The organism is Salipiger sp. D13, assembly GCF_003703915.1.
GTDB classification, from domain to species: Bacteria; Pseudomonadota; Alphaproteobacteria; order Rhodobacterales; family Rhodobacteraceae; genus Salipiger; species Salipiger profundus.
In genome coordinates this window covers 56,045-76,588 of sequence record NZ_RAPJ01000008.1, presented here as the reverse complement: position 1 = coordinate 76,588, position 20,544 = coordinate 56,045, and the positions used below count along the sequence as shown (strand labels likewise).

19 protein-coding genes are annotated in these 20,544 nt (G+C 69.1%); 9 read left to right on the top strand and 10 right to left on the bottom strand.

The features are described 5' to 3' along the window. Window positions 1-120: 120 nt before the first annotated feature. From D6860_RS18235 to D6860_RS18215, 5 genes are all read left to right on the top strand, one after another. Complete coding sequence (locus D6860_RS18235) at window positions 121-1,308, top strand: ABC transporter substrate-binding protein (RefSeq protein ID WP_093411837.1); 1,188 nt, start codon at window positions 121-123, stop codon at window positions 1,306-1,308. Window positions 1,309-1,316: 8 nt separating this feature from the next. Continuing rightward, a complete protein-coding gene (locus D6860_RS18230; RefSeq protein WP_017467485.1) occupies window positions 1,317-2,288 on the top strand; it encodes a YVTN family beta-propeller repeat protein in 972 nt (323 codons plus the stop codon). Between the two features lie 95 nt (window positions 2,289-2,383). Continuing rightward, window positions 2,384-3,349: an ABC transporter substrate-binding protein gene (locus D6860_RS18225; protein WP_017467486.1), complete on the top strand. Its 966-nt coding sequence runs from the start codon at window positions 2,384-2,386 to the stop codon at window positions 3,347-3,349. After that, entirely contained in the window at window positions 3,346-4,017 is a 672-nt protein-coding gene (locus D6860_RS18220) for an ABC transporter ATP-binding protein (RefSeq protein WP_017467487.1), read from the top strand. The genes D6860_RS18225 and D6860_RS18220 overlap by 4 nt, the downstream gene beginning before the upstream one ends. A 13-nt stretch (window positions 4,018-4,030) precedes the next feature. Then, window positions 4,031-4,459 (top strand): cupredoxin domain-containing protein, encoded by a 429-nt coding sequence (locus D6860_RS18215; RefSeq protein ID WP_076622866.1) that lies wholly within the window; start codon window positions 4,031-4,033, stop codon window positions 4,457-4,459. Window positions 4,460-4,475: 16 nt separating this feature from the next. Here D6860_RS18215 and D6860_RS18210 read toward each other — a convergent pair whose 3' ends face one another. From D6860_RS18210 to D6860_RS18165, 10 genes are all read right to left on the bottom strand, one after another. Next, window positions 4,476-6,689 carry a heavy metal translocating P-type ATPase gene (locus D6860_RS18210; RefSeq protein ID WP_076622865.1) on the bottom strand — a complete coding sequence of 738 codons (2,214 nt, stop codon included), beginning with the start codon at window positions 6,687-6,689 and terminating at the stop codon, window positions 4,476-4,478. Beyond that, on the bottom strand, window positions 6,686-7,834 hold the full coding sequence (locus tag D6860_RS18205) for a c-type cytochrome (protein WP_093411838.1): 1,149 nt from the start codon (window positions 7,832-7,834) through the stop codon (window positions 6,686-6,688). The genes D6860_RS18210 and D6860_RS18205 overlap by 4 nt, the downstream gene beginning before the upstream one ends. Beyond that, complete coding sequence (locus D6860_RS18200; RefSeq protein ID WP_128549307.1) at window positions 7,827-8,588, bottom strand: c-type cytochrome; 762 nt, start codon at window positions 8,586-8,588, stop codon at window positions 7,827-7,829. The genes D6860_RS18205 and D6860_RS18200 overlap by 8 nt, the downstream gene beginning before the upstream one ends. Next, window positions 8,585-9,328 carry a c-type cytochrome gene (locus D6860_RS18195; RefSeq protein ID WP_076622864.1) on the bottom strand — a complete coding sequence of 248 codons (744 nt, stop codon included), beginning with the start codon at window positions 9,326-9,328 and terminating at the stop codon, window positions 8,585-8,587. Before D6860_RS18195 ends, D6860_RS18200 begins: the two co-directional genes overlap by 4 nt. Then, window positions 9,325-9,951 (bottom strand): cbb3-type cytochrome c oxidase subunit II, encoded by a 627-nt coding sequence (locus tag D6860_RS18190; RefSeq protein WP_017468637.1) that lies wholly within the window; start codon window positions 9,949-9,951, stop codon window positions 9,325-9,327. The genes D6860_RS18195 and D6860_RS18190 overlap by 4 nt, the downstream gene beginning before the upstream one ends. Window positions 9,952-9,961: 10 nt before the next feature. Further along, on the bottom strand, window positions 9,962-11,557 hold the full coding sequence (locus D6860_RS18185) for a cbb3-type cytochrome c oxidase subunit I (protein WP_076622863.1): 1,596 nt from the start codon (window positions 11,555-11,557) through the stop codon (window positions 9,962-9,964). A gap of 431 nt (window positions 11,558-11,988) precedes the next feature. Beyond that, window positions 11,989-14,193, bottom strand: a complete 2,205-nt coding sequence (locus D6860_RS18180; RefSeq protein WP_076622862.1) for an NADP-dependent isocitrate dehydrogenase — start codon at window positions 14,191-14,193, stop codon at window positions 11,989-11,991. Window positions 14,194-14,574: 381 nt separating this feature from the next. Next, a complete protein-coding gene (locus tag D6860_RS18175) occupies window positions 14,575-15,351 on the bottom strand; it encodes an ABC transporter permease (protein ID WP_371683203.1) in 777 nt (258 codons plus the stop codon). A 17-nt stretch (window positions 15,352-15,368) separates the two neighbouring features. Continuing rightward, on the bottom strand, window positions 15,369-16,094 hold the full coding sequence (locus D6860_RS18170) for an ABC transporter ATP-binding protein (protein WP_076622860.1): 726 nt from the start codon (window positions 16,092-16,094) through the stop codon (window positions 15,369-15,371). A gap of 43 nt (window positions 16,095-16,137) precedes the next feature. Beyond that, complete coding sequence (locus D6860_RS18165; RefSeq protein WP_076622859.1) at window positions 16,138-16,938, bottom strand: ABC transporter permease; 801 nt, start codon at window positions 16,936-16,938, stop codon at window positions 16,138-16,140. 568 nt (window positions 16,939-17,506) lie between these two features. On the opposite strand from D6860_RS18165, the gene D6860_RS18155 reads away from it, so the two are divergent. From D6860_RS18155 to pqqA, 4 genes are all read left to right on the top strand, one after another. Next, the gene (locus D6860_RS18155) at window positions 17,507-19,081 is read left to right on the top strand and encodes a sensor histidine kinase (protein WP_076622858.1); all 1,575 of its coding nucleotides are present in this window, start codon (window positions 17,507-17,509) and stop codon (window positions 19,079-19,081) included. 9 nt (window positions 19,082-19,090) lie between these two features. Beyond that, window positions 19,091-19,771, top strand: a complete 681-nt coding sequence (locus D6860_RS18150) for a response regulator transcription factor (protein ID WP_076622857.1) — start codon at window positions 19,091-19,093, stop codon at window positions 19,769-19,771. A gap of 82 nt (window positions 19,772-19,853) precedes the next feature. Further along, complete coding sequence (locus tag D6860_RS18145) at window positions 19,854-20,336, top strand: acyl-CoA thioesterase (protein ID WP_076622856.1); 483 nt, start codon at window positions 19,854-19,856, stop codon at window positions 20,334-20,336. Between the two features lie 114 nt (window positions 20,337-20,450). Continuing rightward, entirely contained in the window at window positions 20,451-20,543 is a 93-nt protein-coding gene (pqqA, locus tag D6860_RS18140; RefSeq protein WP_007802657.1) for a pyrroloquinoline quinone precursor peptide PqqA, read from the top strand. The last annotated feature ends 1 nt before the right edge of the window (window position 20,544 follow it).

Below are 20,544 nucleotides of genomic sequence, written 5' to 3'. Positions count from 1 at the left end.
CTGCTCCCGCTACCCTCGATCCCGCAACCGCACCAAAAGTATCGGTTTCTCGCATCCGCCCCCAAAAGGCAGAGTGAGACCCGGAGGAGCCGCCCGGACCGGGCGGAATGGGAGGATAGATTGCCGAAACCGCTTCTGCCGCTGCTGGCGGCGGCCTGTCTGGCCGTCTCCGCGGTCGCCGCGCAGGCGCTCGATGTGCGCGCCGCGGTGCTGCGGGTGGACTACCCGACGCTGCTGCCGATCTCGCGCTACGACCTGCGGCCCGACGACCTCGCCTTTGCCGGGGCGCAGCTTGCCGACGAGGACAATGGCACCACCGGCCGCTTCATGGGCCACACCTACGAGACGGTCACCGCGAGCGCCTCGCCGGAGGACGCCGCCGAGGCGCTTGAGGGCTTTCTCGGGGACGGCATCCGTTACATCGTCGTCGATGCGAAGGCGCCCGAGCTCCTGGCGCTGACCGAACAGGCGGCCGAGGCAGGCGCGCTGGTCTTCAGCAGCCGCGCCGAGGCGATCTCGCTGCGCAGCGAGGACTGCCGGCCGAACCTCCTGCAGATCGCGCCGTCCTACGCGATGAAGGCCGATGCGGTGGCGCAGTTCGCCATATGGAAGCAGTGGAAGCGCTGGGTGCTGGTGACGGGCTCGAACCCCGAGGATCGCGCGCTGGCCGAGGCCTACCGCCGGGCCGCGCGCAAGTTCGGGGCGCAAATCGTCGAGGAGCGCGAGTTCGAGGATACCGGCGGCAGCCGTCGCACCGACAGCGGCCACGTGCTCGTGCAGCGCCAGCTGCCGACCTTCATGCAGCGGACCGAACCGCACGACGTGGTGATCGCCGCCGATGCCACCGACTATTTCGCCGCCTACCTGCCGTATCACCTCTGGACCCCGCGGCCGGTGATGGGCAGCGCCGGCCTGCGTCCGGTCACCATGCACGGCGCCCACGAGGCCTGGGGTGCGACGCAGTTCCAGAACCGCTTCGAGGAGTTGACCCGACGCCATATCCGGGAAGAGGACTACAACACTTGGCTCGCGCTGCGGGTGCTGGGCGAGGCGGTGACCCGCACCTCTTCAACCGACCCGGAGACGATCGAGGACTACATCCTCTCCGACGCCTTCGAACTGGCGGCCTTCAAGGGCCAGAAGGTGACGTTTCGCGGCTGGAACGGCCAGCTGCGCCAGCCGATCCTGCTCTACGACGACCGCATCACCGTGAGCGTGAGCCCGCAGGAAGGTTTCCTGCACCAGCGCTCGCCGCTCGACACGCTGGGGCTCGACGAGCCCGAGTCGCAATGTTCCGCCTTCGAATGAGGATGCCGATGATCCGACCCCTGCTCACCGCCGCGCTCTGTCTCGCCGCTTCCGGCGCCTTCGCCGGCAAGGCCTTTGTCTCGAACGAACGTGGCAACACCATCACCGTGGTCGATACCGACAGCTGGGAGGTGCTGACCGAGTTCGACGGAGGCAACCGCCCGCGCGGCATCACGCTCTCGCCGGACGGCAAGCTGCTCTACGTCTGCGCGTCGGACGACGACACCGTGCGGGTCTTCGACACCGACACCTATCAGGAGCTTTACACCCTGCCGTCCGGCCCCGATCCCGAGCTCTTCGTGCTCGATCCGGAAGGCTCGCCGCTCTACATCGCCAACGAGGACGACAACCTCGTCACCGTGACCGACACCGAGAGCCGGAAGATCCTTGCCGAGGTGCCGGTGGGCGTCGAGCCCGAGGGGATGGCCATTTCCCCCGACGAGAAGTGGGTGGTGAACACTTCCGAGACCACCAACATGGCGCATTTCATCTCGACGGAGGACTATGAGATCAAGCACAACGTGCTGGTCGACCAGCGGCCGCGCTACGCCGAGTATCTCTCGGACGGCTCGCGGCTCTTCGTCAGCGCCGAGATCGGCGGCACCGTGAGCGTCATCGACATCGCCGAGGACGGTACGCCGACACTGTCGCAGAAGATCGGCTTCGAGGTGCCGGGCGTGCTGCCCGAGTGGTTGCAGCCCGTGGGCGTCAAGGCAACGCAGGACGGAAGCCGCATCTTCGTCGCGCTGGGGCCGGCGAACCGCGTGGCGGTGATCGACGGCGCCTCGCTCGAGGTGCTCGACTACATCATGGTCGGGCAGCGCGTCTGGCAGATGGCCTTCACGCCGGGCGAGGAATACCTCGTCACGACCAACGGCAATTCCAACGACATCACAGTGATCGACGTGGCGGCCGAGAAGGCCATCAAGTCGGTGCAGGTGGGCCAGCAGCCCTGGGGCGTGGCGATCACGCCCGACTGAGGCCGCGCGCCTGCGCCTTTGGTCGTGTGGACAGCGCGCGGCCGGCGGCGCCACAACCGGAGACGGGCCCGTTCGGCCCCGGGGGAGGAGACAACATGCTGACACGTATCGCCACGACCCTTGCCGCGTTCTGCCTTGCCGGTAGCGCCATGGCGCAGGATCTGCCGGTGATCCGCGCGGCGGTGCTCAAGATCGGCACCGTGAACTGGGAGCTGAGCACCATCAGCGAGAACGGGCTCGACGAGAAGCACGGCTTTCGGCTCGAGGTCATGCCCTATGCCGACAACGGGGCCACCCGCATCGCCGTCGAGGGCGGCGAGGCCGACATGGCGGTGGCCGACTGGATCTGGATCGCCCGCCAGCGGGCGGACGGCAAGGACTACGTCGCCGTGCCCTATTCGCGCGCCGTGGGCGGTGTCGTGGTGCCCGGGGAGTCGGAGGCCGAGAGCCTCCGGGATCTCGCCGGCGGCAAGATCGGCATCGCGGGCGGTCCGCTCGACAAGTCCTGGCTGATCCTGCGGGCCTACGCGCAGCAGGAATACGAAATGGACCTCAAGGCCGGGACCGAGCAGGTCTTCGGTGCGCCGCCGCTGATCTTCAAGTCGGGGCTTTCGGGCGACTACGCCGGGGCGATCAACTTCTGGCACTTCCTTGCGAAGATGAAGGCCGGCGGCATGCGCGAGCTGATCTCGGTCGAGGCGGCGGCCGAGGGGCTTGGGCTCGATCCGGACGTGCCGCTGCTCAGTTACTACTTCAAGGGCGATTTCCTCGACGCGCACGAGGGGCTCGCTCAAGCGTTCTACGAGGCCAGCCGCGAGGCCAAGGCGATGCTCGCCGACGACATGGCCGCATGGGAGACGCTGCGCCCGCAGATGAACGCGAAAAGCGACGCGGAGTTCGAGCAGCTTCGCGACGACTGGCTGGGGGGCGTTCCGGCGCGTGGACCGGTCGATGCGGAGGCCGCGGGGAAGCTGCTCTCGCTGATGGCGGAACTCGGAGGGGAAGAGCTTGTCGGCAAGGCGGACAGCCTGCCCGACGGGCTTTTCGCCGAGGTGCAATGATCCCGCGGAGCGGACCCGAGGACCGGCGCATCGTGCCGCTGCATCCCACGCCGCCCGAGGCCGCCGCGATCCGCGTCGCCATCCACTCGAAGCGGTTCGGCCCGACCGAGGTGCTGCGCGATGTGCATTTCTCGGTCGCGCGCGGCGAAACGGTGGCGCTGCTCGGGCCATCGGGGATCGGCAAGTCGACCGTGTTGCGCATCGTCGCCGGGCTAGATCCCGACTTCGACGGCGAGGTGCAGCGCCCCCGACGCATCGCGATGGTGTTCCAGGAGCCGACGCTGCTGCCGTGGCGCACTGCGCTGCAGAACCTCACGCTGGTGCACCCCGATCTGACCGAGCGCGCCGCCCGCGCGGCTCTTGCCCGCGTCGGTCTCAAGGATCGCGAGGATGCCTTTCCGCGCAGCCTGTCGCTTGGCCAGCAGCGGCGGCTGGCGCTGGCGCGGGCCTTTGCCGGCAAGCCCGAGATGCTGATCATGGACGAGCCCTTCGTCTCGCTCGATCCCGAGCTTGCCGAGGCGATGCTTGCCCTGACCGAAACCCTGATCGCCGAGGCCTGCCCGGCGACGATCTTCGTCACCCATGCCAGAGCCGAGGCGGACCGCCTTGCCAGCCGGGTTCTCGAGTTGCGCGGCACGCCTGCCACGCTTTGTCCCCACCTGATCTGAAGGAATGTTCCACATGAAACCTTTCGCCCTTGCCGCGGCCCTCGTGATTGCCGCCTGTCCCGTCGCCGCGCATGACTTCGGCTTCGCCGGCGTCCTGTCGAACACCAACACGGGCGAGATGCCCGAGATCACCCTCTCGGTCGGCAAGCCGCTTGCCGACGGGCCGATCACGCTGAAATCGGGGATGCTCTACGAGCTCGAGATCGAGGCAGACGGCTCGGGCGAACTGGGGCTGGAGGGGCCGGGCTTCTTCCGGGCGATCTGGGTCAACGAGGTCGTGGTGAACGGGCTCGAGATCCGGCCCTACGGCGTGGAAAGCGTCGAGTTCGACGAGGAAGGCACCATGGAGATCGAGTTCCTCGCGATCAAGCCGGGACAGTATTACCTGAAGATCCCCGGCTCCACCGGCGAGAGCCAGCGAGTCGATATCACGATCCAGTAGGACGCGGTCGCGCGGGTCAGGCGGTGGTTCTTGCCGTGGGCGCGGGCTTGGGGCGGGAGCCGTTGCGCGCCAGCCGCGAGGCATTGGCGAGCACCGTCAGCGAGCTTGCCGTCATCGCCAGCGCGGCGGCGGCGGGCGGCACCGCGCCCTCGAAGGCCAGCACCAGCGCCGCAAGATTGTAGACCAGCGCGAACCCGAGGTTCTGACGCAGCACCGCGCGCGCCCGTCGCGAGAGCGTGCAGGCCCGCAGCACCCCGGTGAGACCGCCGCGCGTCAGCACCACGTCGGCCACGGCGACGCTGGCGCTGTTGGCCTCGCTCACCGCGATCCCCACGTCCGCCGCGACCAGCGCGCCGGTGTCGTTGAGCCCGTCCCCGAGGAACCCCAGCGGGCGGGGCAGGTCGCGCAGCAGCGCGACCTTGTCCTCGGGCGCGAGGCCCGCGTGCACGTCGCGCTCGGGCAACCCGAGCGCGCGGGCCACGTCCAGCGCGGCGCCACGGTCATCGCCGGTCGCCATGACGATGCGGATACCCGTCTCGCGCAGCGTCGCCATGGTGGCGGCGGCGTCAGGCCGCAGCCGGTCGGCGATCCGCAGTGCGGCGATGGCGCGCCCGTCGCGTGCGACATGCACGACTGTGCCGCTCATGCCGGTCTCCAGCGGCGCGATGCCCGCGCGGCGCAGGTGGCCCGCCGAGCCCACGCGCACCTGTTCGCCGCCGACCGTGGCCGACACGCCGTCGGCCTCGCGGTACTGCGCCTGCGCCTCGGGCAACGTGTCGGGGGCCGCGTCTCGGATCGCCGTGGCAAGCGGGTGGGGCAGGGCACCCTCGGCCGCCGCCGCGAGCGCCAGCACCCCGGCGCGGGTTTCGCCGGGGGCAAGCGCCACGTCGGTCACGCGCGGGCGGCCTTCGGTCAGCGTGCCGGTCTTGTCGACCACCAGCGTGCGCAGCGCCCCGAGCGTTTCGGTGGCCGACTGCCGACGCAGCAGCAGCCCGTCGCCCGAGGCCCGCGAGACCGCCGCGAGATGCGACACCGGCGCGGCCAGCGAGATCGCGCAGGGGCAGGCAATGACCAGCACCGAGAGCGCCCGCAGCGCCACGTCCTCGGCGGGCAGGCCTGCCAGCCCCCAGACCAGCGCGGTGAGCGCCACGAGGCTCAGTGCCACGGGCACGATCATCCCGGCGATGCGGTCGGCAAGGGCGTGAATCTCGGGACGGTCGTGCAGCATCACCTCGACATCGGCGCCAAGCCGGTCGATGCGGCGTGCGCCCACTGGGGCCTCGACCGCCAGCGTCACGGGGGCGTCGAGGTTGATCCAGCCGGCCTCGATCCGGTCGCCGGCGCGCTTGGTGCGCGGCAGGCTCTCTCCGGTGAGGCTCGAGGTATCGAAGGCGCTTTCGCCCTCGGCGATCACGCCGTCGAGCGTCACCGCCATGCCGGGCGCGACCAGCACCTGCTCTCCGGCGGCGACCTCGCCCGCGAGCACCTCGCGCCGCTTGCCCTCGCGCAGGACGAGCGCGCGGTCGGGCAGGGCGGCCTCGACCGAGGCGAGGGCCCGTGCCGAGCGGCGCAGCGTCGCCATCTCGACCAGCCGCGCCACCAGCAGCAGCGTCACCAGCATGACGGCGGTGTCGAACCACACCTCGCCCCGGCCGAGTGCCAGCGACAGCAGCGAGCCCGCCGTGGCGCCGAGCACGCCGAGCGACACCAGCGTGTCCATGCCGGGCGCCCCGGCGCGCAGCGTGCGCCAGCCGGACAGGTAAAGGGGAAGCCCGGCGTAGCCGATCACCGGCAGCGCCGTCGCCCCCGACGCATAGGCCAACGCCCGGGCAAGCGCCGGGTCGCCCATCTCGGGCGGGCCGAGGTAGACCGCCACGGCGATCATCATGGTCCAGATGCCGAAGACCGTCGCCACCGCGAGGCGGATCGCGAAGCGGCGCATCTCCTTGCCGATACGGCGGTCGCTCTCGGCGTTCTGCATCAGCGGGCGCATCTCGAAGCCAAGCCTGCCGACCCGCGCGGCCAGCGTGCCGAGGTCGGTGCCCGGCTGCCAGCGCACCGCCGCCGACGCGCTGGCGTAAGACACCTGTGCCGCCTCCACCCCCGGGGCGCCCCGCAGCGAGCGTTCGACCGCCGCCGCGCAGCTCGGGCAGTAGAGCCCTTGGATGGAGAACACCGCGCGGTCGGTGCCGGCGTAGTCCTCGGGGGGAAAGGCGGCGGTTCCGGTCATCGAAGCGCCGCGGGCTCCGGGGTGACCGTGCCGGTGGCCGCCGGCGTGCCGGTGGGCTCGGCCTCGACGCCTTCGCCGATCACGCGACCGTCGACCTCTTCGTTGTAGTAGCCCTTGTGCTTGCCGTGGAAGGCGTCATGGGCCTCCTGCACCGACATCTGCCCGGGCTGGCGCGGGTCGGAGGGCCGCGGGTGGCTGTTGATGTAGGCGGCCACGTCCCAGGCCTCCTGCGGGCTCAGCGAGTAGGGTTTGCCGAGCGGCATGTTGGCGTAGATGAACCCCGCAGCGGTGTTCACGCGGTGCATGCCCGCGCCCCAGTTGTATGCGTCGGGCCCCCAGAGCGGCGGGAAGACGTAGCGCCCGTTCACGTCCTGCCGGCCGTGGCCATCGTCGCCGTGGCAGACCGCGCAGTTCTCCTCGAAGACCTTCAGGCCGCGCGCGCGGTCGTAGCCCTGTGCGGGTTCGTCCGGGACGGGGTAGCCCTGCCCGGGCAGCGTCACGCCCTGCGGCGCGCCCTTGGCCAGCCAGTAGAAGTAGCTTTCGAGATCCTTGTAGATCTGGTCACCGGAGGGCGGCGGCCCGCCGGCGGGCGAGGCCGGGGCGTTCATGGAGTAGGTGAAGCAGCCCTTCACCCGGTCCTCCATGGTGTTGATCATCTCGTTCTTGCCCCGGTAGGTCGGGTAGCGGACCGAGGCCGCCCACATCGGTGCGGCGTTGGCGCGGCGGCCGGCATCGAGGTGACAGTTCGCGCAGGCCATGGAGTTGCCGACGTAATCGGTCGCGTTGGCCGCCGGGTTGAGGAAGATCTCGCGCCCGCGCCGGATCGACTCGCCGAAGGGACCGTCGGGGATCTCGTCGGGCTCGGGCGGCTGGAAGTAGCCATTTGCATCCAGCGGGACCTGCGGGGCATGCGGCGCGCCGTCGCTGGCCGACAGCGCGGCGACCTCGGACCGGAAGCTTTCGCGCGAATCCTGCGCGGTTTGCTCCACGGCGGCGCGCTGGCCGGGCTCCTCGGCGGTGCCGACCAGCCGGGCGATGGCCTCGACCCGGAACAGGTAGCTGCCCGCCAGCACCAGCACGATGGCGCCGAGCACGCCCAGGAGGGCGCGTTTCACGAATGGCATGTGGGTCTGGTCTTCACTCATCTTCCGTCTCCCTCGCGCTCACGGGAATGGCCTGCTCGCCCGCGGGCTGCACCGGCGGCAGCGAGGCGAGATAGTCGGATACGGCCGCCATGTCGTCCGAGGACATGACGGCCGCCACGGCGTGCATCAGCCTGACCGGCGCATTGGCCCGCCGCCCGGATTTCCAGTTGGCGAGCTGGGTGTTGATATAGGCGGCGTGCTGTCCCGCGATCGGCGGGAACGCCTGCTCGACGCCCCAGCCCGCCGGGCCGTGGCACGAGAAGCACGAGGGCATGTCGACGCCCCAGGCGCCTTCGAGCGCCAGCTTGCGACCGAGCGCCATGTCGCCGCCAAGCGAAGGCGCCGCCGAGGCCGGGGCCACAAGCTCGCTGTAGTAGGCGCCGAGCGCGGCCATCTCGTTATCGTCCAGCCGGGCGACGACGTATTGCATGTTCTCGTTCTTGCGGGCGCCGCTGGCGTAGTCGTGCAGCTGCTTGACGATGTAGCCAGCCGGCAGGCCGGCGAGCCGTGGCACGGTCTCCGCGCCTTCTCCTTGTGCGCCGTGGCACGAGGCGCAAGCCCATGGATTGTCGCCGGACTCTGAGGTGCCCTGCACCAGCGGCTCCGCAAGCGAGACGTCGGCGTCCGCGGCGATGCCGGCATAATGCTCGGCGGCCTGTGCGGCACCCGGGGCCTCCTGCGTCGCGACGGGGCCCGCTGCGGCCGCGCCGAGCGCGAGCGCCAGCAGGGCAGGGCGTGCGTTGGGTCTGGTCATCGCGTGTCTCCGCTCGTCTGGTCGTCGTCTGGTCTGTCGGCGGCGGTGGTCGACGGGGCGTTCGCCGGGGCGGTCACCGGGATGCCGAAGAGCGCCTCGAGCTCGGCCCCGCCCGAGAGTGGCACAAGTCCATCCTGCGGCAGCTCCGCGCGCAGCGAGGCCACCGCGTCGGGGGTGATCGCCGCCGCGTCGTTGCCCCATGCGCCGCGCACGTAGGTCAGGATGCGGGCGATCTGCCCGTCCGACAGCGTGGGGCCGAAGGTGGGCATCCGGCCATTGTAGACCGCGCCCTGCACCTCGATCGGACCGGAGATCCCGCGCAGCAGGATTGTGGCCGGCACCGCGGCGTCGGCCAGCACGTAGCGCGTATCCTGCAGCGGCGGGATCGCCGCTCGCACGCCCGAGCCGTTGGACTGGTGGCAGGTCGCGCAGTATTCGCCGAAGAGCGTGCCGCCGTCGGCCTGCGCCGCCGAGACCCGTTCCGCCAGCGCCGGATCGTTGCGCTGCCCTGCGGCCTCGCTGCCCGGCGCTTCCGAGGCGCTGACGTTCGTGTCGACCTGCGCGCTCTCGCCCTTGGGCGTAAGGGTCGCGTCGCGCCAGATGGTCAACCCGCCCCAGACGACGAGGGCAAGCACCACGGCCAGCAGCGGCCAGGGGATCGGGTTGCCGCTCTCGTAGGGTTCGAAGCCAGGGTCGCGGTCGTCCGCGCGTTCGCTGAAATCCTTTGGCAGATGGCTCATCCGTTCACCTCCACGTCGTCATCCGCGAAGCCGTTGTCGCGCAGCTCGGGGTTGGCCGCCGGGTAGGTCCGGTCGAGCGACAGCAGGTAGTCCACCAGATCGAGCGCGCCCTGTTTCGCCACCACGACCCCGTCTGCGGGACGCTGCCCGGGCGGCAGGTCGACGACCACGTCGCCGGCCTCCGCCTGTGCCTTTTCCTCGAAGAGGAAGGGGAAGGCGGGCATGATCGAGGTCGGGAAGATCGCGCGCGGCTGGTAGAGATGGGTCAGGTGCCATGCCTGGCTCGGCAGGCGCGCGCCCACGTTCAGCAGGTCGGGCCCGGTGCGCATCGTGCCCAGCAGGTGCGGGCTGTCGTAGACGTAGTCCGAGGCGGTCGAGGGGCGGCCCCAGCCGCGCGCGCCGTCCGGCGCCTGGTCGGGGCTGCGCGGCTGCTGCGAGTGGCAGTAGACGCAGCCAAGGTCGATGTAATGCGCGCGGCCGCGCAGCTCGGCCTCGGTGTAGGGCGCGAGCCCCTCGGGTGCGTCGGCGGTGCGGATCTCGTCCGCGGGCAGGATCACGAGGAACACCGTCGCAAAGGCAAGGATGCCCGCGGCGATCAGGATCAGGGGTGTCAGGCGGTTCATGACGGTCTCCTCATTCCCCGGGTTGCAGTTGCGCGTCGCGCGGCATCTCGCGCTTGCGGCCCTTGCCGGCCAGCATCAGCGCGAGGTTCACGGCGAACAGCAGGTGGCCGAGCGTCATCAGCGCGCCGCCGACCGAGCGGCCGGTGAGGTAGGGGATGGTGACCTCCATGCTTTCGAGGAAATCGCGCGAGGCATCGAGCATGGCGAGCCCCTGCAGCCAGCCGCCGATGGTCAGCGACACGAAGTAGACCGCGAAGCCGCCCGCCACGAGCCAGAAGTGCCAGCGCATCAGCGCGGCGCTCGGCCAGACCCGCTGCACGAGGCGCGGGATCATGTAGTAGAGGCCGCCGAACAGCACGAAGGTCACGAAGCCATAGGCGCCGAGGTGGGCGTGGGCGACGGTGTAATGGGTGAAGTGGGTGACGGTGTTGACGCTGCGCAGCGCCTCGAGCGAGCCCTGGAAGGACGCGGCGGTGTAGAGCAGCGCCCCGAGCGCCACGAAGCGCAGCGGAATCGACGCCTTGACCACCGCCCAGTTGCCGAAGGTCAGCGTGTGCTGGTTGATCGCCACCGCGATCACCGGCACGAACATCATCACCGACTGCACGACCGACAGGGTCACGACCCACGTGGGCACCGGGCCGCCGATCAGGTGGTGGATGCCGACCTGGCTGTAGAACAGGGCCAGCGCCCAGAAGCCCACCAGCGACAGGCGATAGGAGTAGATCGGCTTGCCGATGATCCGCGGGATGAAGTAATAGGCCGCGCCGACGCCGAGCGGCGTGAGCCAGAGGCCCAGCACGTTGTGCGCGAACCACCAGTTCACCGTGGCCTGCTGCGCGCCCACGTGAAGTCCCGGGATGTTGGCGACGAGGAACAGCACCGGGAACCAGATCAGCGCGCCGAGGTAATACCAGCCGGTCACGTAGATGTGGTGCACCTCGCGCTTGGTGGCGGTCACCACCAGCGGCAGCGCAAGGCAGGCGCCGCCGGCGGCCAGCAGGATGTCGATCTGCCACGGGATCTCGAGCCACTCGAGCCCGTCGGTCCAGCCGATGCCGATGGCCCAGACCCCGGCGGCCGCGCCGACGGTCCAGAGCGCCGCACCGAGCGCCGCGAGGCCGGGCAACCGCAGGTGCGTGCCGAAGATCGCCGGGATCATCCACAGCGCCATACCGACACCGCCGAGCGAGAGCCAGCCGTAGACGACCGCGTTGAGGTGCATCGCGCGCATCCGGCCGAAGGTCAGCGGCGCCGAGCCGGTGAGCCAGTCGGGCATGTGCAGCTTGTGCGAGGCGATCAGGCCGAAGCCGGAGCCCACGACCATGAACAGCGTGGCGATGGCGAAGATGGTCAGGAGCAGCCGCCGCGTGCCGGGCGGCACCGAGGGATGCCCCGAGGGCGTCAGCGTCTCGCTGGCGCGTTCGGGGGTGACGCTGGGATCATCGGGCCCGGTCTCGCGCGCGCCGTCCGCATCGAAGATCGTGCGCGCATCCGCCTGGTCGAAACTGACCTGCGAATGGGAGATCGCCCAGATCAGCACCCCGAGCGCGACGATCGACACGAGGAAGCTGACAAGGACCAGTGAGCCAATGGTGAATGACACGAAGATACCTCCGGGCGGTCATTGGGGAACAAATTCTGAAAATCGCAACTATTGCGACCCGCCGGGGCGACAAGCCGGGGCTGGCCGCGCGGCGAGGGTTGAGGCCCTCCACGCCCGGCAGCTTAAGGCAGCCTTAAGGTCCACGGCGGCGTCGCCGGCGATGGCCCGGAAATGACCGCAACCCACGGTAGAAGAAGGAGGATTTTTTCCTGCGCACGCAGGGTTTGGCGGTCGCCGGCGCGGACGCGCAGCGGAAATATAGACATATCGAAATTTTTTTGAGTTTTCATGTCGACGCCCCTGCGAACCGGTGGCGCGACGGCCCCGGAGCACGGGGCGCTGCATGAAAAACGCCCCCGTCCGGAGGTCCGGACGGGGGCGTCTTCGTGGTCTCGAACGGGCGCGGGGCCGGAGCCGCCGCGCCGCCGGTATCAGCCGATGATGTCGTTCAGCGTGGCCGAGGGGCGCATCACCGAGGCGGTCTTGTCGGCGTCGCCGTGGTAGTAGCCCCCGAGGTCGACGGCCTTGCCCTGTGCTGCCGCAAGCTCGCCGGTGATGGCGTCCTCGCCCTCGGCCAGCGCCTTGGCGACGGGCGCGAAATGCGCCGCCATGTCGGCGTCCTTGGACTGCGCGGCCAGTGCCTCGGCCCAGTAGCGGGCGAACCAGTAGTGGCTGTCGCGGTTGTCGGGCTCGCCGACCTTGCGCGACGGGCTGCGGCCGTGGTCGAGAATGCCCTGCGTCGCGGCGTCGACCGCTTCACCCAGCACCCGCGCCTTCTCGTTGCCGGTCTGGTCGGCGAAGAAGGTGAGGCTTTCCCCAAGCGCGCAGAACTCGCCAAGGCTGTCCCAGCGCAGGTGGTTCTGCTCCATCAGCTGCTGCACGTGCTTCGGTGCCGAGCCGCCGGCACCGGTCTCGAACAGGCCGCCGCCGTTCATCAGCTTCACGATCGACAGCATCTTGGCCGAGGTGGCCAGCTCGAGGATCGGGAACAGGTCGGTGAGGTAGTCGCGCAGCACGTTGCCGGTGATCGCGATGGTGTTCTCGCCCTTCGTGATGGTCTCGAGCGAGGCAACGGTCGCCTCGCGCGGGGCCATGATCTCGAACTTGTCGGCAACGCCCTTGGCCTCGAGGATCGGCTTCACGAACTTGATGAGCTCCGCGTCATGGGCGCGGTTCTCGTCGAGCCAGAAGATCGCCCGGTAGCCGGTGGCCTTCTGGCGGTCGATCGCCAGGTTCACCCAGTCCTCGATCGGCGCCTTGCGGGCCGAGGCCGAGCGCCAGATGTCGCCGGCGTCGACCTTGTGCGAGTGCAGCACGGTGCCGTCGTCGAGGATCATCTTGACGGTGCCCGCCGAGGGGATCTCGAAGGTGGTCGGGTGGCTACCGTATTCCTCGGCCTTCTGCGCCATCAGGCCGATGTTCTGCACGGTGCCGGCAGTCGCCGGGTCGAGCTTGCCGTTGGCTTTGAAGTACTCGATCGTCGCGTCGTAGACCGGTGCGTAGGAGCTGTCGGGGATCACGCAGTTGGTGTCGTGCTGCGCATTGTCCGGGCCCCAGCCCTTGCCGCCGTCGCGGATCAGCGCCGGCATCGAGGCGTCGATGATGACGTCAGACGGCACGTGCAGGTTGGTGATGCCCTTGTCCGAGTTCACCATGTACATCGGTGGCCGCTCGGAGCGGACGTCTTCGATGGCCTTGAGGATCTCGGGCTCGTCCTTGACGCGCTCGAGCAGCGCGCCGAGGCCGCCGTTGGGGTTCACGCCCAGCTCTTCCATCCGGTCGCCGTATTTCTCGAAGACCGGGGCGAGCCATGCCTTGACCGCGTGGCCGAAGATGATCGGGTCCGAGACCTTCATCATCGTCGCCTTCATGTGCAGCGAGAACAGCGTGCCCTCGGCCTTGGTCTTCTCGATCTCGTCGGCGAGGAACGCGTCGAGCGCGCTGGCCGACATGTAGGTCGCATCGACCACGGTGCCCTCGGGGTAGCTCACGCCGTCCTTGAGCACGGTCTCGCCGTCGGCGGTCTCGAGCACGATCTTGGCGGTCGCGGCCTTGGGCAGGGTGGCGGAGACCTCGTTCGAGAAGAAGTCGCCGCCCGACATCGAGGCCACGCGGGTCTTGCTCTCGGCGGTCCACTCGCCCATGCGGTGCGGGTTGTTCTGCGCGAACTTCTTGACCGCGGCGGCGGCGCGGCGGTCGGAGTTGCCCTCGCGCAGGACCGGGTTCACGGCCGAGCCCTTGATGGTGTCATACTTGGCGCGCGCGGCCTTCTCCTCGTCGGTGGACGGAGAGTAGGGGTAGTCGGGCAGCGCGTAGCCCTGCGCCTGAAGCTCCTTCACGGCGGCCACGAGCTGCGGCTCGGAGGCCGAGATGTTCGGCAGCTTGATGACGTTGGCCTCGGGCTTCTTCACCCACTCGCCGAGCCACGCAAGGTCGTCGGACTGTTTCTGCGCGTCGGTCAGCACCTCGGGGAAGGTCGCGATGATGCGGCCGGCAAGCGAGATGTCCTTGGTGCCGACGGTGATTCCCGCCGCCGAGGCGAAGCTCCGGATGATCGGAAGAAGCGAGGCCGAGGCCAGCTCGGGCGCTTCGTCTACCTTTGTATACACAATATCGGGAGTGTTTTGGTCAGCCATGTTGGTCAGAGCCCCTCCAAGGTCATGGGAAAACGCCGGCACGGTCCCGGCAGCGGATTACGGGCAACGGCTTAGCATCAGGCGGGCGCGGCTTAAAGCGCCTATCGGCGGCCCGGCGGGGTGTTTGCGCTGGCAGGAGGGAAAGGTCGCGGGGGAGGGCCGCCGGTCATGTGAAGCGGAAGCCGCGCGTCGCCGGTCCGCAGGGTGGCGAGCCCACGCACGATCCTCTCGATTTATCCTGCGAACTGTCGGAGGACCTCGACACGGAATGCTGGCGTCGACCGATCGCCGGCCCGGGGGGCGGACCGGCGATGCGCGGCGCCTGCGGCTTGACTCCGCGCGGGGTGCCGCACCGACCTTGGGACAAGGGAGCCTGGAGCCCTATCCGCCCTTGCGACGGCGGGTCATCCCGTGCGCCGGATCGTAGCCCACCAGCGCCAGCCCGAAGAACACTGCGAAGGCAAGGCAGACCCAGAGTAGCGCCCAGCCGTTGAGGCTTTCGTAAAGCGCGAAACGGATCAGCTCGACCGCATGGGTGAAGGGGTTCCACGCGCAGATGTCGCGCAGCACGGCGGAGCTCTCGGCCATCTTCCACAGCGGGTAGAGCGCCGTGGACAGGAAGAACATCGGGAAGATCACGAAGTTCATCACGCCCGCGAAGTTCTCGAGCTGCTTGATCGTCGAGGAGATCAGCAACCCCAGCGCCCCGAGCATCAGCCCCGAGAGCAGCAGCGCCGGCAGCACGTAGACATAGCCGAGCGGCGGCAAGGTGATCCCGAAACCGGCGGCGATGGCGAGGAAGACGTAGACCTGCAGGATCGACACCGCGACGCCGGCCAGCAGCTTCGACAGCAGCAGCCACCAGCGCGGCAGCGGCGAGGTCAGCAGCAGCCGCATGGAGCCCATCTCCTGATCGTAGACAAGGCTGAGCGAGGACTGCATCCCGTTGAAAAGCTGGATCATGCCGCAGAGCCCGGGGACGATGTAGACCTCGTAGGTGATGTAGGTCTGGTAGGGCGGGATGATCGACAGCCCCAGCGCGGCGCGGAAGCCGGCGGCGAAGACCACCAGCCAGACCAGCGGCCGCACCAGCGCCGCAAGGAACCGCGACCGCTGATGGATGAACCGCAGCGACTCGCGGCGGATGATGGCGATCATGGCGACGAGGTAGATCTTCACGCGGCCACCTCGGCACCGCCGGTCATCTCGATGAACACGTCCGCGAGCGGCCGCCCGGCGTGCAGCCTGGCGGCGCGGTCATGCGCCAGCACCCGGCCCCGGTGCAGCACGACCACGTCGTCCTCGTCGCGGATCTCGTCCACGAGATGCGTCGCCCAGAGCACGGTGAGGCCCGCCTCGGCAAGCCCGTGCACGTGGTCGACGATCGCCTGCCGGCTCTTGAAGTCGAGCCCCACGGTCGGCTCGTCGAGCAGCAGCACCTCGGGGTCGTGGATCAGCGCGCGGGCGATCTCCATGCGCCGGCGGTGGCCGCCGTTGAGGTCGCGCACCCGTTCCTTCGCGCGTTCCGCCATGCCGAGCTGTGCCAGCGCGCGCTCGGAGCGGTCACGCGCCTCACGGCCCGAGATTCCGTGCAGCGCCGCGAAGTAGCGCATGTTCATCGCCACGCTCATGTCGAGGTCGAGCGTCGGCTGCTGGAACACCACGCCGATCTTCGACAGCGCGGCGCGCGGTTCGCGGGCAATGTCGTGACCGGCCACGGTGATGCGGCCCTCGCGGGTGACGAAGAGCCGGGTGAGCAGCGAGAAGAGCGTCGTCTTGCCGGCGCCGTTCGGCCCGAGCAGCGCGGTGAACCGGCCCGGTGCGAGCGTGAAGCTCACCCCGTCGAGCGCGCGTTTCGCGCCGTAGCTGTAGCCGAGATCGGAGACGTCGAGTGCGGTCATGGCGGGCAGAGGTGTCCTGTGGTCTGTAGGGAAGGGCGGCCGGTCATCCGCGCCACCGGCGCACGCGGCGCTCCCATGGTTGCAGCACCAGCCATTCCACCGCCAGCATCACCGCGATGAAGGAAAAGGCGTAGACCAGCACCATGGCCACGTCGAACAGCTGGAAATAGAGATGGATCTGGAAGCCCACGCCGTTCGAGCGCCCGAGGAACTCGACCACCAGCACGATCTTCCAGATCACCGCCACGCCCGAGCGCGCGGCGGCGGTGATGAAGGGCGCGAGCTGCGGCAGCACGACATGGCGCAGGCGTGCCATGCGCGGCATCCGGTAGACCCCGGCCATGGCGTCGAGCCCGGGGTCGAGCGCGCGCGCGCCTTCGCGGATGACGGTGGCGACGTTCGGGATCTTGTTGAGGGTGACGGCGGCGATGGCGGCGGTCTCGGTCAGGCCGATCCAGAGATAGCACAGAACGATCAGCACCAGCGCCGGCAGGTTCAGGAAGATCACCAGCCACGGATCGAGCCAGCGGTCGACACGTGGAAAGCGCCCCATGACGAGCCCCAGCGCGATGCCGAGCCCCATCGCGAGAACGAAGGCCCAGGCCACGCGGGACAGGGTCCAGCCAAGGTGAAACAGCAGCTCGCCGGAACGCAGCGCCTGCAGGAAGGGCGCGACAAGATCCCATGGCTGGGGCAGCACGTCGGCATCGGCGGTGAGCGTCGCCGCGACGATCCACAGCACGCCCAGCGCCGCGAGCGACACCAGCGTGACGCCCAGACGCCCGGGCGCGCGCGCCTCGGCGGGCCCCTCGCGCCAGCGATCTGCCGTTTGGTTTCCCTGCACGGGATCCTCCCTTCCTCCGCTGGCGATGCTGCCGCCATCCGCGGGGAAAGGTCAACTCATCCGAAGGGAGGAAAGCGTGCCCGTGTCTTGGTCACGCCTCGACGCGGCGCCCTGTGCAGGAGACGGACCGTGCGGTCATCTCGCAGGATTTGCGGGCGATTGCCCGGCAGGGTCTTTTGCGACCTGCTCAGATGTCGAGCTCACCCGGTTTTAGCGTCCGACATCTCCAGCCCGCGATTTCGAAGGCGGGGTGCGCCGCGGTCCATTTCGCCAGTTCGGGTTGCGCACCTATCATGCACGTCATGGGAGAGATGTCGGTATAGAGAAGACTGCGTTCCTGGCACTGGTCGGGGGCCGTGGCCAGACAGGTTACGAACAGGAGTTCAATCATAATTGCCTCGACTATGTGAACGTGATGCCCTGCCACTGTCTCAGACAGGTCACCAGCTGGGGGTGAATCGAGTTGTGTCAATCATGCTGCATTGCAGCATTCCGGCAAAATTCTTGCAGTTAATGGAGGTAGGGTATCAAAAGATGTGCAGAAAATATACGTGAGCGCTGCTGACCAATGAGGCGCGGAGTTTCTCTAAAGGCCCGTCTCGGGCTCGGCGCCGGGCTCATCGGCCTTGCGGCCCTGCTGACCGCCGCGATGCTTGTCATCGGCATGGCGCGCGTGTCCGACAGGCTCGACGCGGCGCTGGCCGCCGAGACCCGGCTCGAGCATTACGCGGCGCTTTCGACGCAGGTCTCGACCTTCATCGTCGTCGCGGCCGAGCTCATCCAGCGCGGCGTGCCCGCCGGGACACGGGCCGAACGCACCGAGACCCTTGCCGCCACGCTCGACCGGACTTTCGCGTCACTGCGCCGTGGCCTTGAGGCAGAGGTTTCCGAGGCCCGCGGGCTTGATGCCCGCACGCGCCGTGCGACGCAGTCGCTGGTCATCGCCCGAATGGAGGCGCTGTTTCGCTCGGCCCACGCCGGGCTGGTCTCGGACACCGACGACCGCGACCGGCTGCGGGCATATCTCGACACCTTCGCCTCGGGTTTCGAGCCGCTGCTGGCCGAGGCGGTGAACGAGGAAAAGCGCCTGCGCAACGAGATCCTCGCCGGCATCGACGACCTGCGGCGGCGCGTGACATGGGCGGCGCTGGGCATCGGCGCGGTGGTGGTGGCGCTGGTCGCGGGGTTCTACCTCGGGCTGGTGCGCCCCCAGTTCCACCGGCTCGACGCGCTGCGCCGGGCGGCACGGCGCATCGGGGCCGAGGATTTCGCCATCGCCCTGCCGGGCCCGCGCCGCGACGAGATCGGCCAGCTTTTCACCGAGACCGAACGCATGGCGCAGGCGCTCTCGGCCCGTGCCGAGACGGTCGCGCAGGACCGCGCGCGGCTTGGCGAGATCATCCACGAGCGGACCGAGGCCCTGCGCGCCGCCAACGCGCGGCTCGAGCGCACCGACGAGGACCGCCGCCGCTTCTTCGCCGACATCAGCCACGAGCTGCGCACCCCGCTGACGGTCATCCTGATGGAGGCGCAGCTCGGCCGGCAGGGGGCGCCCGACGCCGAGGGTGCCTTTGCCACCATCGAGGCCCGGGCGGCGCGGCTCAACCGGCGGATCGACGACCTGCTGCGCATCGCAAGGTCGGAGACCGGGCAGCTTGCGCTGGACACGGAAGGGGTCGATCTCGCCGAGCTGCTGTCCGAGGTGCAGGGTGAAACCGCTGCCGAGCTGTCCAATGCCGGCATGGAGCTGACGCTCGACGTGCCCGACGGGCTCTCGGTGAGCGCCGATCGCAACTGGCTTCGGCAGGTGATCGTCGGGCTGGTCCGCAACGCCATCCGCCATGCGCGCGCGGGCGGTGCCCTGCAGCTTGCGGCGCGGGAGCGGGAGGGTGAAGCCGAGATCATCGTGACCGACAACGGCCCCGGTATCCCGCCCGAGGACCAGTCGCGGCTCTTCGACCGCTTCACGCAGGGCGGGGGCGAGAACGCGCAGGGCTTCGGGCTTGGCCTCGCGCTCGCGCGTTGGGTGATCGAGGCGCAGGGTGGCACCATTGCCATTCTCAGCCCACTTCCGCGCACCGAGGCCTTGGGCGAGGCGCCCGGAACGAAAATCTCGGTTCGCTTGCCCCGGCACAGGGGCTAACCTCGCCGCATGGAAACTCCGCCCCGTCTTCTGGTCGTCGATGACGACCCCGAGATCTGCTCTGCCCTTGCGCGCGGGTTGTCGCTGCACGGCTATGCGGTCGAGACCCAGAACCGGGCCGACGCGGCGCTGGCGCAGCTTCGCGATCCCGGCTTCGCCGGCGCCGTGGTCGACGTGATGCTCGGCGCCGACAGCGGCCTTGCGCTGGTGCGGGCGGCCCGTGACGCCGGGGCGCAACTGCCCATCGTCATGCTCTCGGCGCTGTCCGAGGTCGAGCACCGCACCGCCGGCCTCGAGGCGGGGGCCGACGACTACGTGGTCAAGCCGTTCTCGTTCGACGAGCTGGTCGCACGGCTGAAGGTTCAGGAACGGCGCGTCGCCAGCCTGCGACCCGCCCCGGCGCGGCTGTCGGACAACGCGCACACCCTGCGGACCGAGGCGCGCGAGGTGCAGCTCACCGACCGGGAATACGCGCTGCTGTCGCTGCTCGCCGACCACGCCGGCACGCCGATGCCGCGCAGCGAGATCCTCGAGACGCTCTGGTCGGGCGAGTCGAGCACCGAGAATGTGGTCGACGTCTACATCGGCTACCTGCGCAAGAAACTGAAACCGGCCTCGGACTTCGGCTTCGAGATCAGCACGGTCCGGCATCGCGGCTTCTGTCTCGAAGGCACACCTCCGATCCGATGAGGGCGAGCGGCGCGAAGGCGCTTGCACCCAAGCACCGTTGCGACATCTTGGGCCGACCCCGCGCACGACACAGGAGCAAGCGATGGACCCCCGCCAGCTGGAAATGACCGTTCTGATGACCCCCGACATGGCCAATTTCAGCGGCAAGGTGCACGGTGGCGCGCTGCTGAACCTGCTCGACCGCGTGGCCTTCTCCTGCGCCTCGCGCTTCTCGGGGCGCTACGCGGTGACGCTGTCGGTGGATCAGGTGACCTTCAAGCAGCCGATCAACGTGGGCGAGTTGGTCACATTTCGCGCGGCGGTGAACCACGCCGGGCGCACCTCGATGGAGATCGGCATCCGGGTCGAGGCCGAGGATATCCGCAAGGGCACCCGTCGGCACACGAATTCGTGTTACTTCACCATGGTGGCGGTGAACGACGACGGAAAACCCGCCGAGGTGCCCGAGCTGAAGATCCTCACCGAGGTCGAAGCAAAGCGCAATCGCGCTGCAGGCATACGCAAACGCCTGCGCCTCGAGTTCCAGGAAGAGCAGAAGAAGGCCGCCGAAGGGCCGCATACCTGAGCCGACTGAGACCAAGGTCTAGGCCGCTCTCAGAAATTAAGACTCGCGCGGGTTGGAACCGATGCGGCATGCTGTTGTTGGGAAGAGGAACCCGCTTTCAAAGGAGGAGCCATCATGGCCTGGAACAAACCCGTGATCCGCGAGATCGAGTGCGGTATGGAAATCAACATGTACGGACCCGAGCACGACGACGGCGTCCTGTTCTGAT

What these genes read in the sequence shown, in the direction of transcription:
- D6860_RS18230 (WP_017467485.1), top strand. Translation starts at nt 1,317, where the DNA reads ATGATCCGACCCCTGCTCACCGCCGCGCTCTGTCTCGCCGCTTCCGGC.
- D6860_RS18225 (WP_017467486.1), top strand. Translation starts at nt 2,384, where the DNA reads ATGCTGACACGTATCGCCACGACCCTTGCCGCGTTCTGCCTTGCCGGT.
- D6860_RS18220 (WP_017467487.1), top strand. Translation starts at nt 3,346, where the DNA reads ATGATCCCGCGGAGCGGACCCGAGGACCGGCGCATCGTGCCGCTGCAT.
- D6860_RS18215 (WP_076622866.1), top strand. Translation starts at nt 4,031, where the DNA reads ATGAAACCTTTCGCCCTTGCCGCGGCCCTCGTGATTGCCGCCTGTCCC.
- D6860_RS18210 (WP_076622865.1), bottom strand. Translation starts at nt 6,689, where the DNA reads ATGACCGGAACCGCCGCCTTTCCCCCCGAGGACTACGCCGGCACCGAC.
- D6860_RS18205 (WP_093411838.1), bottom strand. Translation starts at nt 7,834, where the DNA reads ATGAGTGAAGACCAGACCCACATGCCATTCGTGAAACGCGCCCTCCTG.
- D6860_RS18200 (WP_128549307.1), bottom strand. Translation starts at nt 8,588, where the DNA reads ATGACCAGACCCAACGCACGCCCTGCCCTGCTGGCGCTCGCGCTCGGC.
- D6860_RS18195 (WP_076622864.1), bottom strand. Translation starts at nt 9,328, where the DNA reads ATGAGCCATCTGCCAAAGGATTTCAGCGAACGCGCGGACGACCGCGAC.
- D6860_RS18190 (WP_017468637.1), bottom strand. Translation starts at nt 9,951, where the DNA reads ATGAACCGCCTGACACCCCTGATCCTGATCGCCGCGGGCATCCTTGCC.
- D6860_RS18180 (WP_076622862.1), bottom strand. Translation starts at nt 14,193, where the DNA reads ATGGCTGACCAAAACACTCCCGATATTGTGTATACAAAGGTAGACGAA.
- D6860_RS18175 (WP_371683203.1), bottom strand. Translation starts at nt 15,351, where the DNA reads ATGATCGCCATCATCCGCCGCGAGTCGCTGCGGTTCATCCATCAGCGG.
- D6860_RS18170 (WP_076622860.1), bottom strand. Translation starts at nt 16,094, where the DNA reads ATGACCGCACTCGACGTCTCCGATCTCGGCTACAGCTACGGCGCGAAA.
- D6860_RS18155 (WP_076622858.1), top strand. Translation starts at nt 17,507, where the DNA reads ATGAGGCGCGGAGTTTCTCTAAAGGCCCGTCTCGGGCTCGGCGCCGGG.
- D6860_RS18150 (WP_076622857.1), top strand. Translation starts at nt 19,091, where the DNA reads ATGGAAACTCCGCCCCGTCTTCTGGTCGTCGATGACGACCCCGAGATC.
- D6860_RS18145 (WP_076622856.1), top strand. Translation starts at nt 19,854, where the DNA reads ATGGACCCCCGCCAGCTGGAAATGACCGTTCTGATGACCCCCGACATG.
- pqqA (WP_007802657.1), top strand. Translation starts at nt 20,451, where the DNA reads ATGGCCTGGAACAAACCCGTGATCCGCGAGATCGAGTGCGGTATGGAA.